9 protein-coding genes are annotated in these 17,085 nt (G+C 39.9%); 4 read left to right on the forward strand and 5 right to left on the reverse strand.

Annotation, left to right across the window (positions count from 1 at the left end; all coding sequences use genetic code 11):
• The first annotated feature begins 105 nt into the window (after positions 1 to 105).
• The 4 genes from BUR11_RS03810 to BUR11_RS03825 all read left to right on the forward strand — a co-directional run bounded on the left by BUR11_RS03810 (position 106) and on the right by BUR11_RS03825 (position 7,679).
• Entirely contained in the window at positions 106 to 3,177 is a 3,072-nt protein-coding gene (locus BUR11_RS03810; RefSeq protein ID WP_074223482.1) for a SusC/RagA family TonB-linked outer membrane protein, read from the forward strand.
• 2 nt (positions 3,178 to 3,179) lie between these two features.
• Positions 3,180 to 4,775: a SusD/RagB family nutrient-binding outer membrane lipoprotein gene (locus tag BUR11_RS03815; protein ID WP_074223483.1), complete on the forward strand. Its 1,596-nt coding sequence runs from the start codon at positions 3,180 to 3,182 to the stop codon at positions 4,773 to 4,775.
• A 180-nt stretch (positions 4,776 to 4,955) separates the two neighbouring features.
• Positions 4,956 to 5,810, forward strand: a complete 855-nt coding sequence (locus BUR11_RS03820) for an ROK family protein (RefSeq protein ID WP_074223484.1) — start codon at positions 4,956 to 4,958, stop codon at positions 5,808 to 5,810.
• Between the two features lie 6 nt (positions 5,811 to 5,816).
• Complete coding sequence (locus tag BUR11_RS03825) at positions 5,817 to 7,679, forward strand: FAD-dependent oxidoreductase (RefSeq protein ID WP_074223485.1); 1,863 nt, start codon at positions 5,817 to 5,819, stop codon at positions 7,677 to 7,679.
• Between the two features lie 55 nt (positions 7,680 to 7,734).
• On the opposite strand, the gene BUR11_RS03830 is transcribed toward BUR11_RS03825, so the two are convergent.
• The 5 genes from BUR11_RS03830 to BUR11_RS03855 form a co-directional block, all read right to left on the reverse strand.
• Complete coding sequence (locus tag BUR11_RS03830) at positions 7,735 to 9,177, reverse strand: sulfatase family protein (protein ID WP_074223486.1); 1,443 nt, start codon at positions 9,175 to 9,177, stop codon at positions 7,735 to 7,737.
• Between the two features lie 14 nt (positions 9,178 to 9,191).
• Positions 9,192 to 10,526 carry a vanadium-dependent haloperoxidase gene (locus BUR11_RS03835; protein WP_074223487.1) on the reverse strand — a complete coding sequence of 445 codons (1,335 nt, stop codon included), beginning with the start codon at positions 10,524 to 10,526 and terminating at the stop codon, positions 9,192 to 9,194.
• Positions 10,523 to 13,810: a VCBS repeat-containing protein gene (locus BUR11_RS03840; protein WP_074223488.1), complete on the reverse strand. Its 3,288-nt coding sequence runs from the start codon at positions 13,808 to 13,810 to the stop codon at positions 10,523 to 10,525. Before BUR11_RS03840 ends, BUR11_RS03835 begins: the two co-directional genes overlap by 4 nt.
• A 19-nt stretch (positions 13,811 to 13,829) precedes the next feature.
• The gene (locus BUR11_RS03845) at positions 13,830 to 15,077 is read right to left on the reverse strand and encodes an ROK family transcriptional regulator (protein ID WP_074223489.1); all 1,248 of its coding nucleotides are present in this window, start codon (positions 15,075 to 15,077) and stop codon (positions 13,830 to 13,832) included.
• A 429-nt stretch (positions 15,078 to 15,506) separates the two neighbouring features.
• The gene (locus BUR11_RS03855; RefSeq protein ID WP_074223491.1) at positions 15,507 to 17,081 is read right to left on the reverse strand and encodes a toxin-antitoxin system YwqK family antitoxin; all 1,575 of its coding nucleotides are present in this window, start codon (positions 17,079 to 17,081) and stop codon (positions 15,507 to 15,509) included.
• Positions 17,082 to 17,085 lie beyond the last annotated feature (4 nt).

The following is a 17,085-nucleotide window of genomic DNA, read 5'->3' on the forward strand; positions in this document are numbered from 1 at the left end:
AGTTTTTTCAATTTTCTTGCCTAGCTGTTTTTTGAAAAGATTTAAAGATTTGATATCTAGCACTTTATGTTAAACTCAATTATTTCTAACCATTAATTACCAACTATGAGAAAAGTTTTATCAATTACTTTTACTCTGATTTTGATGCTTGGTACGATTGCATTCGTTCAAGCGCAGAGTAGGGTCTTGAAAGGAGTTGTGACCTCGGCGCCCGATGGCTTGCCCATGCCTGGTGTTACAATTCTCAACAAGAGCAATCAATCTGGTACTACCACCAACGTGGATGGAGAGTACTCGATTTCGGTGGAGCCAAGCACAGTTTTAGTGTTCTCTTTTATTGGCTATTCCACTCAGGAAATTACTGTCGGTAACAGGACCGAATTGAACATCACATTAGAAGAAGATGCAAGTGAACTCAATGAAGTAGTAGTTACTGCATTGGGTATCAGCAAAGAAAAGGAGAAGTTAGGTTATTCACTTACAGAAGTAAGTAGTGAAACCATGACAAAAGCTCGTGAAACCAACGTCGCAAATTCTCTTGCAGGTCGTGTAGCGGGTTTAGTAGTGAAAGGTACCAATTCTGGGCCTGGGGGAACATCAAAAATTACTTTGAGAGGTACTCCTAGTATCAACGGAACAGGATCTCCACTATATGTAATCAATGGTGTTCCAATGGACAATACCCAAAGAGGTGGTGCTGGACAATGGGGTGGTAGCGATAATGGAGATGGTATTGGAAACCTTTCTCCGGATGACATTGAAACAATGACTGTTTTGAAAGGTCAGGCAGCTTCTGCTTTGTATGGTACTAGAGCATCTAATGGGGTTATTTTGATTACTACAAAATCCGGAAGTAAAGGAGGAGATTGGAGCGCTAGTTATAATCTAAACTACATGGTAGAAAATCCTGTGGATTTCACAGATTTTCAAAATGAATATGGTCAAGGTACAGGAGGCCAAAGACCTACTACTGCTACAGATGCTCAAACAACAGGTAGATTAGCTTGGGGTGAGAGAATGGGTGGTTCAGTAATAGGATATGATGGAAACCAATATCCATATACTCCAACCAATGACGGATATTTGGATTTCTATAGAACAGGGTCCAATTTCACCAATACTGTTTCAGTTTCTAAAGGTTTGGGTTCTGATGGTTCATTTAGAATGTCGGTATCCAATTTGGATTCTAAGTCTATTGTCCCAAATAGTGGAATGGATCGATTGAGTTTGAACTTAAATGTGGATCAAAATATTACTGATAAATTGAATGTGACTGCAATGATCAATTACATTGATCAAAAATCTGATAACATTCCATTTTTGAGTGATGGACCTAAAAATCCTAATAACTTCTTATTCCTAGCTCCAAACATCAGTCAAAGCATCTTTGCTCCCGGTTATAATACAGACAATGGTGCGGAAACTGTGTTTAGTGATGATATTTACGTAACCAACCCTTATTTTATTGTCAACCAAGGGATCAATGATCTAGGTAGAAAAAGAACTATTTCTGCATTGTCTACCAAGTATAGTTTCACTGAAAATATCTATGCAATGGTCAGAATTGGAAATGATGTTTCTAATGATGATTTCTATAGCATTGATCCTTACGGATTGGCATATACTGCCAACTTACAGGGTAATTTGAATTCCAGAGGCCAATCTACTAGATCAGAATTGAACATAGATGGTTTATTCGGGGCAAAAGTTGACCTGACTGAAGGATTGGTTTTAGATGCATTGTTAGGAGGAAATATCCGTAAAAATAAATTCGAATCTGTAAGTGTTGGTGGTAGCCGGTTTGTATTACCATACCTTTATTCTCCTTTCAACGTAGAGGCCTTTTCAAGAGGGTACTCCTTCTCTGAATTAGAAGTTCATTCAGGATTCTATTCTTTGGATTTCGGAATTAAAGATTTCTTGACCTTGTCTACAACAGGACGTTATGATGTCTATAGTACCTTAACAAGTCCTGTTTCAGATGACAATAGCATTTTCTCACCTTCTGTTTCTGCTGCGTTCTTATTTGATAAATTCTTAAACATCTCAGCAATGGATTTCGGGAAGTTGAGAGTTTCTTATGCGGTGACTAGTGGTGATCCGGGAGTTGCTTACAGCAATCAATTCTATTATTCTTCTGCGAATTCATATGCTGGAGTTCCAGCTGGATCATCTCCAACTTCGCTTCCTAACTTATTCTTGAAGCCTTTCACTACAGATGAATTTGAAATTGGTCTGGACATGAATTTCTTCAATAACAGATTAGGTTTGGATTTGGCTTATTACACCAAGACTACGAATAATGAAATTATGAACGCGAGCTTGAGTATTGCTTCTGGTTTCAATAGTGCTGTAGTGGCAACAGGATCTATTCAAAACAAAGGGTTGGAAGTATTATTGACTGGTAAGCCGATCCAAACTTCGGATTTCACCTGGACATCTTCTTTTAATATCACTAGCGTGAAAAATGAAGTGTTAAGTACAGATGAAAACAACAATCCTGTAAACTTGGGACAAAATAGAGCTACTCTAGGAAATGCTGTGACTGCCTATGTAGTGGGTGAGCCTGGTCCTCAAATTAGGGCTTATGATTATCAATACAACCCGGACGGAAGTATTGTGGTAAATGAAGCTGGACTTCCAGTTAGAGGAGAATTGATCAATATGGGTTCTGTTCTTCCAACTCTTTATGGAGGATGGAATAACGAATTCAATTATAAAGGAATTTCATTCTCATTCTTGATTGATTACAACTATGGAAATAAAGTGTTATCAGCAACTGAGTTTTATTCTACGTTCAGAGGTTTGAATAAAGTGACGTTAGAAGGTAGAGAGTCAGGAGTAACCAATGGCGGAGTAACAGCTCCTGCTGAAGATTACTATAAAGCTTTAGCTCAAAATATTACTAGAACTTCTGTAGTAGATGGTGACTTTATCAAATTGAGACAAATGACATTGGGTTATTCTTTACCAGCTTCTTGGTTTGGAAATACTCCAGTCATCAAAGGATTAGATGTCTCTTTTGTGGCTAGAAACTTGGCTATTTTGATGAGAAAAGCCAAGAATATTGATCCAGAGGCTAGCTTTGGTTCCAATATCAACTACACAGGTATAGAAGGTACTTCTCTTCCAAGTACAAGATCTTTCGGTTTCAACCTGAACTTTAAACTGAACTAATTATGAAAAAAATATATAGCATATTGTTATCAGGCCTTCTCTTAACAGCTGCTGGTTGTGATGGGGATTTTTCCGATATCAATACCAACCCAAACAGTGCAGGTTCCAATGTTTTTGATCCTAACCTGATTTTACCAACTGTTTCTTATAACTATGGAAACATGATGACTGGTTATACCGGTGCCATCTTGTTTCAGAGTATGTGGGTACAAGTGATGGCTTCTACTTCTACAGGAGGTGCCAATTATTATTCTAATGCAGATAAATACGTGGCATCAGGTAGTACCAACAGTTATATCCAAAATGTTTGGAATAATGGGTATGCATCTGCTTCTAGAGTGTACCAAATGCAAAAACTAGCTGAAGAAAAAGGATTTAATAATCTTCAGGCTGTAGGTACCATTTGGAAAGTCTTGACACTGTCATTTGTGTCGGATATTTATGGGGATATTCCTTACAGCGAGGCATTACAGGCGGAAGATGGAATTACAACTCCTGCTTATGATTCACAGTCTGCTGCTTATACAGCGATGCTTTCTGATCTAGACAATGCCATTTCTTCCATATCAGATTCAGGTGATCCTATCAGAAATGATGTGCTTTATGGAGGTGATTTGGCGAAATGGAAAAAGTTAGGTTATTCCATTATGTTAAGAATGGCCATGAGATTGGTGGACGCGGATCCTTCAACTGCCCAGACCTATGTTACAAAGGCAGTTTCAGGAGGTGTATTTACATCTCCAGCTGATGAGGCTGTACTGGTTTCAGATCAAAATAATGGCTATTCAAATTCTAGTGCCAATGCACTGAATGTAACTGACGATGTGTATGAAGTTCGCTGGTCTGATAATTTAATTGATTTCCTAAAATCTACAAATGACCCTAGGTTGCCAATTGTTGCAGAGGTACCTGCTGCTGGTCTTGCCGCAAATAGAAGTGCCGCAGCTGGAAATAGTGACCCAGCTGTACAAATTGGACTTCCTAACGGTTATGATTTGAGAGGTGGAAGTACTGATGTTTCAAATGAGCCAAATTATCCAGGCCCTACTGGTTCTGGTGATGACGTAGCACCAATTGGTGCTTATTCAAGACCAACAGCCATTTACAGAGATCGAAATGCTCCTGTATTCATTCTGACCTATGCTGAAATCCAATTGCTATTGGCTGATGCTGCAGCAAGAGGTATTAATGTTCCAGGTTCTGCATCAAGTTATTATGCAGCAGGAGTTGAAGCAGCATTGACTTCCATTGGTAAATTTGGAGGAGGAAGTGTTTCAGCTGGGGATGCGGCAGCTTATGCGGCGGCAAATCCATTGGATACTAGCAGTTCTTCCGCTTCTTTGAAAATGATCAATGAGCAAATCTGGGCAACTACTGGATTGTTTGCAAATTTCGTTGAGTCTTGGAACAATTGGAAGCGTTCTGGATATCCAGAGCTAACTCCTGTAAACTACACAGGAAATTTCTCAGGAGGCCAAATTCCAACAAGACAGGTTTATCCTGCTTCTGAGAGTACTACAAACCCAGAAGGCCTTGCTAATGCAATTTCTAACATGGGTGGTGATACTTGGACCACTAAAATGTGGTGGGATAAATAACAAATAAAAATCTTCATAGATAGATTACCGAAAGGGGTTTTGATTAAGTTCAAAACCTCTTTCACTTTATATACTTTAATAAAATTCAAATGCGGCTTCTGCTTTCAGAAATTACAAATTGATTAGGAATGCTGGAATAATCTCTTTTTAGAAATGATCCGTAGAGAATATCTTTAAGAAATGATACAAATTGGAGTAGATATCGGAGGCTCACATATTTCAGCTGCAAAAATTAAGTTAGGAAATAGAACTTCCGATTGTTATGATGTTTACGAAGCTGATGTAGATACTTTTGGGGATCAAGAGTCCATCATTTCCGCTTGGACTAAGATAATTAAGAAGGCTGCAGGAAATGCAAAAGAATTTCAAGTAGGAATAGCCATGCCTGGTCCCTATGACTATCAACAAGGGGTTTCTTTAATCAAAGACCAAGGCAAGATGGCTTCTCTTTACCGGCATTCCGTCAAGAATTTACTTGCAGAAAGCTTAGGGATCCATCCTTCCAATCTAGTCTTCACCAATGATGCTGAGGCGTTTTTAATAGGAGAAAGTTTTGCCGGGGCTGGAAGAGCATTTCAAAATTCAATAGGCATCACCTTGGGTACAGGGCTTGGTTCTGCCATAAAAGTTTTGGATGTCGTCAAAGATGCCAAACTTTGGACCGCACCATTTAGGGATGGAATCGCAGAGGATTACTTAGGGACAGCTTGGTTCAAAAATTTTGCTTTGACGAAGTTTGGACTTGAAATAGAAGGAGTAAAAGACCTGATTTCACCAGAATTTGATCCAGAGGTCTCCCATCAGCTATTTACTTCTTTCGGTAAAGCCTTTGGCGAGTTCTTGTTTCCCTATCTGAGCCGGTTACATTCCGAAGGAGTGGTATTGGGCGGTAAAATCAGTTTAGCTGCTGATTATTTCCTGCCATCTACCCAATCCTATCTGGAAACAATGGGATATCCTGTTCCTTTTACTATTTCTGAACTTGGAGAAAAGGCAGCTTTGATTGGTGCCTGCTTGCCATTTTACACTGAATAATCACGGATGAAATATTTTACTTTTCCTATTTTGATGATCAGCTTGCTTTTTGGCTGCTGCCAAAAGTCAACTGCTCAAACTTCTTATGATCTGATCATCGTAGGAGGCGGGGCAAGTGGTACGGCAGCAGGAATTTCAGCAGGTCGATTGGGGATTAATACATTGATCATTGAACCCACCCCTTGGTTGGGAGGGATGTTGACATCAGCAGGCGTGTCAGCAATTGATGGGAACCACCGGTTACCTTCAGGAATCTGGGGAGAATTTAAAGCTGGGTTAGAGGCATATTATGGAGGGGAAAAGAATTTAGCTACCGGTTGGGTGAGTAATACCCTTTTCGAGCCCAAAGTAGGAAATGAAATTTTACAGGGTATGGCCGCCTCGGTACCTTCTTTAACCATTTCACTGGAGAGTGATTGGCAAAAGGCAGTTTATGAACAAGGGGTTTGGAACCTTGCTTATTTGAAAGATGGTGAGACTTTTCATATTTCAGCTCCAATTCTTATTGATGCCACAGAATTAGGTGATGTAGCTGCCTCTCAAGGCATACCTTATCGCTTGGGCATGGATGCGAGAGATGAAATTGGAGAAAGTTTTGCCCCTGAAAAAAGTAACCATATCATTCAGGATCTAACCTATGTAGTGACCTTACAGGATTATGGAGTGGGAGCGGACCGAACCATACCCGAACCCGAGAATTATAATCCAGAGGAGTTTGCCTGTGCCTGTGCCCATGCTGATCCCATCTCTGATCTAGCTCCTACCTTGGATTGTGATAAAATGATGAGCTATGGAAAACTTCCTAACGGAAAATACATGATCAATTGGCCCAATTGCGGGAATGATTATTATGTAAATATGGTGGAGATGAATGAGGAAGAAAGATGGTCTGCAATGGAAGAAGCCAAGCAAGCCAGTTTAAGATTTATCTATTACATACAGCATGAATTAGGGTACAGACATCTTGGTATTGCAGAAGATGAATATCCAACCAAGGATCATTTGCCAATGATCCCTTATCATCGGGAATCGAGGAGATTTGAGGGGTTGGTTGATTTTACCTTACCCTATGTGAGGACACCATATGAGGCACCTAATCCATTATACCGAACTGGGATTGCAGTAGGAGATTATACCATTGACCATCATCACAAAAAGAACGTAGATGCTCCCGCGATTGATTTCATCAAAATTCGTGTTCCTTCTTATACGATTCCTTTGGGGGCTTTAATACCGAAAAATCACCCTTCGCTAATCCTTGCTGAGAAGAGTATTTCTGTTTCAAATATCGTCAATGGAGCAACTAGGCTTCAGCCAGTGGTGTTAGGAATTGGGCAAGCTGCAGGAGTGTTGGCTGCAGTAGCAATCAAAGAAAATAAACCCTTGGGTGAAGTTTCTATCAGGGAAGTGCAGACCTTATTGCTATCTCAAAATGCCTACATCATGCCTTTTTTGGATATGAGTCCAAGGGAAGATCATTATGTAGCCATGCAGAAAATTGGAGCTACTGGAATTTTAAAAGGAGAGGGTGTCCCTTATCTCTGGGCTAACCAAACTTGGTTTTACCCAGAGCGTTTGGTCACTGAATACGAATTGGTAGAAGGAATGCGGTCTTTATATCCGGAATTGAAGGATTACTGGGGTGCTTCAGGGAATTATTTATCAGGAGAAAGACTTCGGGAAATACTGGAACTTGTGAAGCCCAATACTCCCTTATTGGAACTGGCACAAGCTTGGAAAAGAAGAGGATTGGAAGGGAATTTCACCTCTGAGAAGAAACTCAATCGAAAAGAAGTATCGGTGCTTCTGGATGAGTTGCTAAATCCTTTTTCTAAAGAGGTGAATTGGGAAGGAGCGTTAAAAAATTAATAGGAAAGAAAGGCTGAAAATCAATGAACTAGGAATTGATTTTCAGCCTTCAAATTTATTCTTCTATGGCACCATGTTTTCTCAAATTGCTTCCTTCTGATTCTGTCAAGGCATCTCCCATATCTGCTCTTGCTTGTTCTGCAAATTGATTCATTTGAGCGACTATTTCTGGATTTTTTGCAGCAACATCTGTTGTTTCATTTGGATCGGAAGACAGGTCAAAAAGTGCTGCTTTATCCAGATTCAGCATGTGGTATTTTACCGGAATTCCGTCATTTCTCATGACTGTACCTTCTGGTATACTTCGGTAAGAATGTGGCATAACCATTTTCCATTTCCCATAGATCACGGCCTGTAGTTCGTTTCTGTTGTAATAGGCATAATAGGGTTTTGGCTCCATTTCTTGACCCTCCAACATTGGAAGAATACTTCTTCCATCAATCGGTAAATCAGGCAGTTTAGAGCCCGTAATTTCTGCCAGCGTGGGAAGAATATCAATGGTCATCGCGGCTTGATTTTCCACTTTCCCGGCAGGAAAATGATTTGGCCAGACAAATATTCCTGGTTCCCGGATGCCTCCATCCCAAGAAGTTCCTTTTCCTTCACGAAGTCCTGCGGTTAAGCCTGCATGACCTCCATAGGAAAGCCAAGGACCATTATCAGAAGTGAAAATGATCATGGTATTGTCAGCCAGACCTAATTCCTCCAATTTCTTTCTTACCTGGCCCACAGACCAATCCACCTCCATCATTACATCTCCATACAAACCTTGTTCTGACTTGCCTTTGAATTTTTCTGAAACGAAGAGTGGCACATGTGTCATGCTATGAGCGAGGTAAAGGAAAAATGGCTGGTCTTTACTCTGCTCAATAAATTCCAAAGCCTTCTCGGTATAGTTGGTGGTCAGCATACTTTGATCGTCCAAGGTGTCAATTACTGCTGTGTTTTGATACAAGGGAAGGGGAGGGTAATAATCCTTTACTTCTGGATGATGTGGCCACATATCGTTGGAATAGGGTAAGCCATAATAAGAATCAAAACCTTGCTCGGTTGGTAAGAAAGGAGCCTGATGTCCTAGATGCCATTTCCCCACCATGCCCGTTGCATAGCCGTTGGCTTTTAGCATTTCTGCAATCGTAGTTTCCTCTGGGTTCAACCCATGTTTTGCAGTATGGTCCAAAGCTCCAAAGATTTCTAACCGATTGGCATAGGTGCCCGTCATTAAGGCTGCTCTGGAGGCAGAACAAACTGCATGGGGTACATAAAACTGATTGAACCGGACTCCGTCAGCGGCCAATTGGTCCAGGTGAGGGGTTTTCCACTGGGTAGCTCCATACACCCCCAAATCCCCATAGCCCATGTCATCTGCAAAAATCAATACGATATTAGGTTTGTCCGGAGTCTCCGGTGTTTCCGTTTCTGATGAGCTGTTTTGGCAGGAAGTAAACCCGACCAAAGCTGTAAATAAAGAGAGGTATATGGAGTTCTTAAATCGCATGTTGTACTAAAATTCTATTGTTTTTGTTGAAGGTTGGACCAGATCATATCGCCAATTTTTTCTCCCTGTTTCACTCCTTCTTCTATGGCATCCCTAAAATGGATTCCTCCATATAATCTGGAAATTGCAGCTTCTTCAGAAGCTAGGAGAAAAGATTTAAATGGCCTTTCTGGCAACCCAAAATAAGTCTCTGAACTGTCTATAAATTCAAAGTTATCCCCGAAATATCCTGTTAATACTACTGCAGAGGCTCGACTGATTACTGAATGACCAGAGGTATATTCAGGAAATGGAGGAGTTTGAAGGATGGGTCTCCAACGTTGATCCATTTTTTGATTAATCACCGTTTCAGGGCGAATTCGATCGGTGTCATATTTGGCTTTCCAGCAGGAGATAAATGCATCATGCAAAGTCATTCCCACCAATGCATGGATGTAGGCCGTTTCCTCAAAAGACAAATCAGCCTTTTGTGCTGCTATCCCTGTAATCCCCATCCAATGTCCTCCGGGTGAGATTTTTTTAACACCTATGGCCATATGGCCTGAAAATTCAACCTTAAAAGGATTACAATCCCAAAAATTGGCGATGAGAATTTTTTCCTCATCCAGCTCATTCGTGGTGTTGTACACCTCCATCAATTGCTTATGAAAAGAGCTTCCTTCTGACATGTCAAATGGAGCCATGGGTGCCGGTTTGAATTTTTCCAAATCTTGGATGAAAAAGGGTCGGATGGTTTTCCATTCTGGTTCTATCGCAGCGATATAGGCTGGTGGAGTGGGATACCAGTAACCTTCTCCTTTTTTTGGGGTATAACGAGTTAGGGTGGAGAGTTGAAGGTAGCCGTCTTTCTTGGCTACTTCCATTACTTTTTCCGCTATTTCTGTCGCTAAGTCAATATGGGATTGAAGGTTTTTTTTGCTCACGATCTTTGCCTTCATCGCTTTATCTATCCAATCCTGTTGTTTTCCTTCCAGCAAGTAGCCGGATGGCATGATGGCTTTTCCAACTTTCATGAAAGCCAGAATGGCAGCAAACTCCGGGGATTGAATTTTATCAGTACTGATATTCCAAGTATGGTCTGATAGATAAGTGTGCGCTAATAAACTCTGATGTTGAAATTGAGCCCCTTGGCTTTTACTTACTAAATAGGCTGCCAAACTGGTGTAAGCATAAATTCTTGCAGCAACTGGAGGACTTGCCACATCTGTCACCATGACTTCTGTGATATGAAAATACTCCTCAGCGTATGTTTTAGGCCAATCCGTTTCCTTTGAACCTGCGAAGGTATTTCCAAGTGCCCATAGGAATACAAAGCAATTGATCAAGATATGTTTTGTCAGTAATCTCATTTTAAGTGAAAGCTTTGCAGAGGCTGTTGGTTGACGCCTACTAAGATTTGAGTTCCTAAATCAGTTTGGATAGGCAAGAAGGATTTGATGTCCCCTTTGATGGAAATACCGGATTCAGCAGGAGATATGGGACTGAAGTTTCCATTTCCATCTCCTAACATGACGAGACCTAAGCCAGCGTCGATCACTCCAATTCGAATTCTTGTGAAAGATTGGTTTCCTCCTAAAATGAGGTCTTGATTTCCATCTTTATTGATATCTATAGGTAGAATGGCATAAATGGGGAATGATTGAGCAATTCTAGGTAATGGTTTAACGTTAAAACCTGATCCAGTATTTTCTAAATAAACCGACTCTAATATATTGGCCTCAAGTATTTGTGCATTCTCCAACTCTTTGGAGGAAAATAAATCCTGCATCGTTGCTTTAGAGTAGGATGCATAATCCGTAAATCGACTTCTCATACCTACCATTTGATCCAATAATTCATCCCTACTTGGAAATGGATACATTTTATCTCCTACAAAACATTCTAAAATCGGATCTATGGAACCATTTTGGTCAAAATCTGAAGCATATAATCTCAACGATTTGTTTTCGTTAGCTTCAAATTGAGAGTTTAAACCGAAGTTTCCGGCGATCAAATCAAGATCCCCATCTCCATCCATATCTGCTTTGCTGAGACTTCCCCACCAACCTGAAAGTTCATTTTTGAAATAGGAAGATGTTTGATTTTGAAAGCCAGAATCGGTATTGATCAAAATAGTAATAGGTAGAAACTCACCTACGAGAACCAAATCCATTTTTCCATCCGCATTCAGATCTAGTTTTTCTGATCCCGTAATCATTCCTATTTTTCCTTCCTCCGGCAAATAAGAAGATGTTTGATCTGTGAAATTCCCTTTCCCATCATTGATTAGGACTTTACTAGCAGGGATAATAGGGTACCTCCCAGGAATTAGTTTAGCCCCAACAAAAAGATCTGCTGCTCCATCTCCATTGATATCTATGGATTGAGCGGTTCCAGTACTGAATTTATAGGTAGGATAGCTGGATTGGCGAACAAGTTTACCTGTTCCATTATTGAGGTATAAGCGATCGTTTAAAGCATCATCAGAACCTATATAATCATGGTATCCACCACTTCCCAAGAATAAATCTTGATTTCCATCTCCATTAAAATCCTCAAAAATCGCCACAGCATCTGTAAATTCTGGCGAGCTTCTAAAGCCAGCATATTCAGTCCATTTCCCTTCAGAAAGGGAATATATTTTTCCTGGGTTTCCTTTTTCTCCTCCTACAAAAACCTCAGGGTTTCCATCCTTATTTAAGTCACCACTTGCTAAGATCGGATGGATATAACTTGCCATGGTAAGCATTAAAGGTTGACGTTTGAAGTCATTAAAAGTTGGAGGAATGGGGGAGTAGGGAGGTGTATTTGAACTCTTAGAAAGGAGTGGAGCTGTTGCTTCTACACTTTCGGTGGAGGAAGTGTTTTCTTTGTTTATCGTGATGAACTGGTTGGGTTGAATATTCTGAATGGTTTGAATGGTACCATCAGGCCAGCTTATCTCAATTTTATTAATCTGTTGATCATTTCCGATCCCGGCATGAATTCGTGGACTTACAGAAGATTGAAACCCACGGACTGGTTGGACTTCCAAAGTTTGGGTTTCTGTGTCCGAACTAATTTCAACCTTTGCCCCGATGCCGAAGGTATTTTGACCCTGTGAGGAAAGGGATAGTTGAATCCAGTTAGACTTGCCACTTTTATTTTCATATAAACTGGCAAAATCATTTAAATTACTTACCACCAAATCCAAATCCCCATCATTGTCTAAATCCGCATATACCGCTCCCGAAGAAAACCCTTTTTCATCCATCCCCCAATCGTCCGATCGGTCTTTGAAATCCAGGTTTCCTTGATTCTCGAAAATATAATTATGGACAGGGGTGGAAGTCATGGACGTGACCAAGTGGAGCGTATCTGCTTTTTCTTTGGCTATGGCCTGTTGGAAATAATAATCTCCCTTGTATTTCAAGAAGTCTCGGTTGGTATAATCCCGAAAGTACCCGTTGCTGATAAATAAATCCTTATTGCCGCTGTTCGTGGCATCAAAAAACAAAGCTGACCAACTCCAGTCACTATTTGAAATATTCGCCAATTGACCGATTTCAGCAAAGTTTCCGTCTCCTTGGTTCAATTGAAGCATGTTTCGCATATTTTGATGGTGAAATCCTTCTTGGATCATCAATGCGTATTGCTCATAATTTTCGGGACCATACAATAGTTTTTGCCGTTCATTATCCTCTGGCAGCATATCCAAGGTATAGATATCCAAATTTCCATCGTTGTTGATGTCTGAGATATCAGCACCCATAGAAAAATGGGATATGTGCTGAAAATACTCCTTCATTTGGTCCGAAAATGTCCCGTCTTTCTGATTCATGTATAGGTAATCGGGCTCTATGTAGTCGTTGGTGACTAATAAGTCAGGCCATCCATCTTGGTTGATATCAGAAACCACTACACCTAGGCCAAATCCTAATGCAGAACCTTTGATGCCTGCCTGTTCACTGATATCAATAAATTTCCCCTGGTCGTTTCTATAGAGTTTGTCACCGGCATAGGGGTGCCGGATGTTTTTGACTTCACTAAACTCCAATTCGTTGATTACTTCTATGTGGTGATTGAGAAGGAACATATCCAAATCACCATCCCGATCAAAATCAAAGAAAACGGCTTGAGTACTATTAGATGGGTCAGCAAGTCCATATTTTTCCGCTTCTTCACTAAAAGTAAAGTCTCCCTGATTAATCCAAAGCTCGTTTTTTCTGAATTCGGGACTTCCTTTTCCGGAATAGCAAACATAGATATCCAACAGACCATCCGCATTGACATCTGCCATACTGACCCCTGTGGTCCATACCTCCTTACCGGCAACTCCGGCAGACTTGGTTTTGTCCTCAAATTTCCAATTTCCCAAGTTCCTGAAGACTTTATTGGGGCTCATGTTTCCTGTAAAAAAGAGGTCTTCTAAGCCATCATTATCCAAATCACCCACAGCTACACCCCCTCCATTGTAGAAGTACTCATAGCGAAGGATATTGTTCTTTTGGTCTTCTTTTAATTGGTTTTTAAAAGTAACTCCCGCTTTTTTAGTTGAGATTTTTGCAAAAAGGGGAGTGTTAGCACTTTGTGCCAGTAGCGTATTTCCCTGAGTGATATAGACTAAAATCCCCAGAACAATGATGCTTGTCTTGGATTTAAATAGGAAATTCATGTAGTTAATTTGAAGAGTTTTAACTCAATCGATTGATGACATCTTCAAACAGTTTTTCGTTTACAACTGCAACCCCTCCCAAAAGTCCAACATCTTCACCTAACTGATAGAGCGCTAATTGGGACTTTTCACGGGATTTTGCCATACTGTAAATGTTCAGTGCTTGTTGGATTGGAGTAATCAAATACTGATTGGCCTCTGCCACGGAACCTCCAATGATGATTAATTCAGGATTTAATAACTGTATTAATATAGAAATACCTCTACCCAAATCAAGGCCTGCCTCCGAAAGAATGGTAATCGCTCTTTGATCGCCTGCAAGAGCAGCTTCCACTACTAAAGCTGGTTCGAGTTCACCTTTGTGATCTCTGACCATCCTAGCCAAAATGCTGTCTTTGTCAAGCTTAATGGCATCTTCAGCCATTCTTACGATGGCAGTTCCTGAAGCAACTGCTTCTAAACATCCTTTCTTCCCACAAATGCAGGTAACGTCGCGTGATTCAAATATTGGAGAATGCGAAAATTCACCGGCAAATCCAGAAGCACCTTGATACAATTTACCATCAATAATTATTCCTAAGCCAATTCCCCAACCCACGAATATCCCTAAGACATTTTTGTGAGAATGATCTGAACCAAATTTGAACTCTGCCAAGGTCATTGCCCGGGCATCGTTCTCCATGTATATTTTCTTGGAAAACCGTTCCTCAAGATTTTCAATGAGAGACTTTTTCCCAAATCTTAAATAAGTGTAGTTGACGCCTCCGACAGAGTCCACTAAACCAGGCATAGAGATCCCAATGGCAATCACTTTTTCAGGCTTGATTTCCGTCCTTTTCAGGTAAGAATCAATCAAATCACATAGATGATCAAAAGTCTCTTTTTCATTGTCCAGTGTGATCTTATGGCTTTCTTTAGGAAATGCTAATGTTTGATTACAGGAATATAGGGCGAAGTTTGCTTGAAATTTGGATAAATCTACCGATAAAACATAAAAGGCATCCTCTGCCAATCGGTATAAGTCAGGTTTTCTTCCCCCTTGGGATTCAGCTCTACCATGCTTGATTACTTCCCCAGAAGCCATCAAGTCCGATAACAAGGCATTTACGGTGGGAAGAGAGATCCCTACTTCGGCACAAATTTCACTTGCAGTGTTTGCCCCTTTCAGGTATAAGTTTTTGATGATTTTAATCTTATTAAGATAGCTCTTGATTTCGACGACACCGTCCATCTTATCAATAACTTCTTGCGGGTTTATTAGATGCATAAGTCTGAATTGATCTCTAATTAAGGTATTTTTTTGATTTCAAAAAAGCACTTATTTAAAAAAATATAGAAACATGTTTGTCTTTTTTATGGGAATTGAAATTAATTCCTTGAAGAAGTTGATTTCAGCAAAAGAATTGAATGAAAGATTTCCGCCTCCTCAATTTTTTCCTGTCTTAAACCGGGGAAAAAGAATGGTTAGGGAGTTTAAAAAAAGCCCGGTAAACCGGGCTAAAAAATTTTTAATAAGTCAGTCCGTAGCTCAATCACCCTTAAAATAAACTTAGTAGTCAAAAAAATGTCTAGCGGACAAGTTTTAAAAGTACATTAATATAAACATAAATATCTAAACATCAAAATATTGCATGTAAAAAACATTTTGAATTGTCTAAAATGTTTATGGGGTGAAATTGGCTTATTGAACCTTTTTTTAATTAAATCTGATTATTTGATTTTCCTCTTTTTCAACCACCACCTCATCTTCTTTATAATTAATCAAATCCTCCAACCTTCCAGACGGATTGTAATATCTCCAAGTACCTTCTTTCTTTCCATCTTTCATGGTTCCTTCGGATGCTTTTCTACCATTTTCATGGTAAAATGTCCAAATTCCTTCAGCTTTTCCTTGCTTATAACTTCCTTCCGATTCTTTTTTACCTGTTACGTAATAGGTAATCCTAGTGCCATTTCCGTCCTTTAATGTGCCTTTTTCATAGGTTTCTGTCCCATCGTAAGAATAATATTCTCCGACGTTTAGCAATTTCCCAGACTCCCAAAATTCTTCCTGAGTAAGTTTTTTATTATCATAGAACAAACCCCAAATTCCATCCTCTTTACCTAGTTTATAGGTTCCTACAGATTTTAACTGGCCCCCATCATAATAGTAAAACCATTGCCCTTCCTCCAGTCCCAAGTTGAAGCTTCCTTCTGCTATTAAGATTCCGATTTTATTGAAGTATTTCCAGACTCCACTTTGCTGATCATTTCTATATTCACCTATGGAATAAAGTTCCCCATCAGGAAAATAGCTTTTCCAAAGACCTGTCTTCATTCCCGAGGCATAATTTCCAAAAACGGATGGTTCGCCGGTACTATGGAATTCCACATATTCTCCTACAGGAATCCCTAACTCAAAGGTTTGCCTTTTAGAAAGGCTTTTGTTTGGGAAATATTCTTCCCAAGTTCCCTCTGCAATCCCATTTTTATATTTTTCCAATCTAGCCATCCGGCCATTTTCATAAAAATAGGTCCAATCACCTGTCTTTTTCCCATATTGATCATAGGTCTCTACAGCTTCAAGTCTATTGTTTTCAGGGTAATACCTTTTCCAAGTTCCAACTTTTACTCCATTGGAATACTTGCCTTCCTCTATGGGTCTATTTGGATAGAAGTAGCGTTTAAAATCTCCGTCTAGCTGCCCATTTTTATAAGTAGCCTCTATCATTAATATTCCTTCTGGATCATATTCCAGGTAAGGGCCTTCTCTTTTGTTTTCTTTGAAATATTCAACTATGGCTGTTTCACCGAATTCATGGTAAGTAACCCACTGACCGGTTTTCATTCCGTTTTCATAGGAGCCTTCTCTTTTGACCTGTTTAAAAGGAATATATTCGGGATTACCTGTCTTCCCATAATATTCAGTGAATTGTCCTACCAATACACTGTCCTGAAAAATCATTTCTGTAATTAAAGCTCCATCCAAATCATATACTTTGGCGGGACCAAACAACTTTCCATCCTTATAGTCTGCCACGACTTTTTTCAGCCCCCTGGCATTATAGGAAGTCCAAGTTCCCTCTTTTTGTCCATTTTGATAATTTCCTTCAGAAAGTATTTGGTTTGTTTTAGGGTTGTAATATTTCCACAGCCCTTCTTTGCTAGTGCCTTCCATTACCCCTGTTGCCATAATTGTAGAATCAGAATTATATAGCTTCACTATTGAAGATTGTTGGGCAAAAAGGGAGAATGAAAATAAGGTTGCACCTAGAATCAGGATAAATTTCATATAT

It is taken from the genome of Algoriphagus halophilus (assembly GCF_900129785.1).
In the GTDB taxonomy this organism is placed as follows: Bacteria; Bacteroidota; Bacteroidia; order Cytophagales; family Cyclobacteriaceae; genus Algoriphagus; species Algoriphagus halophilus.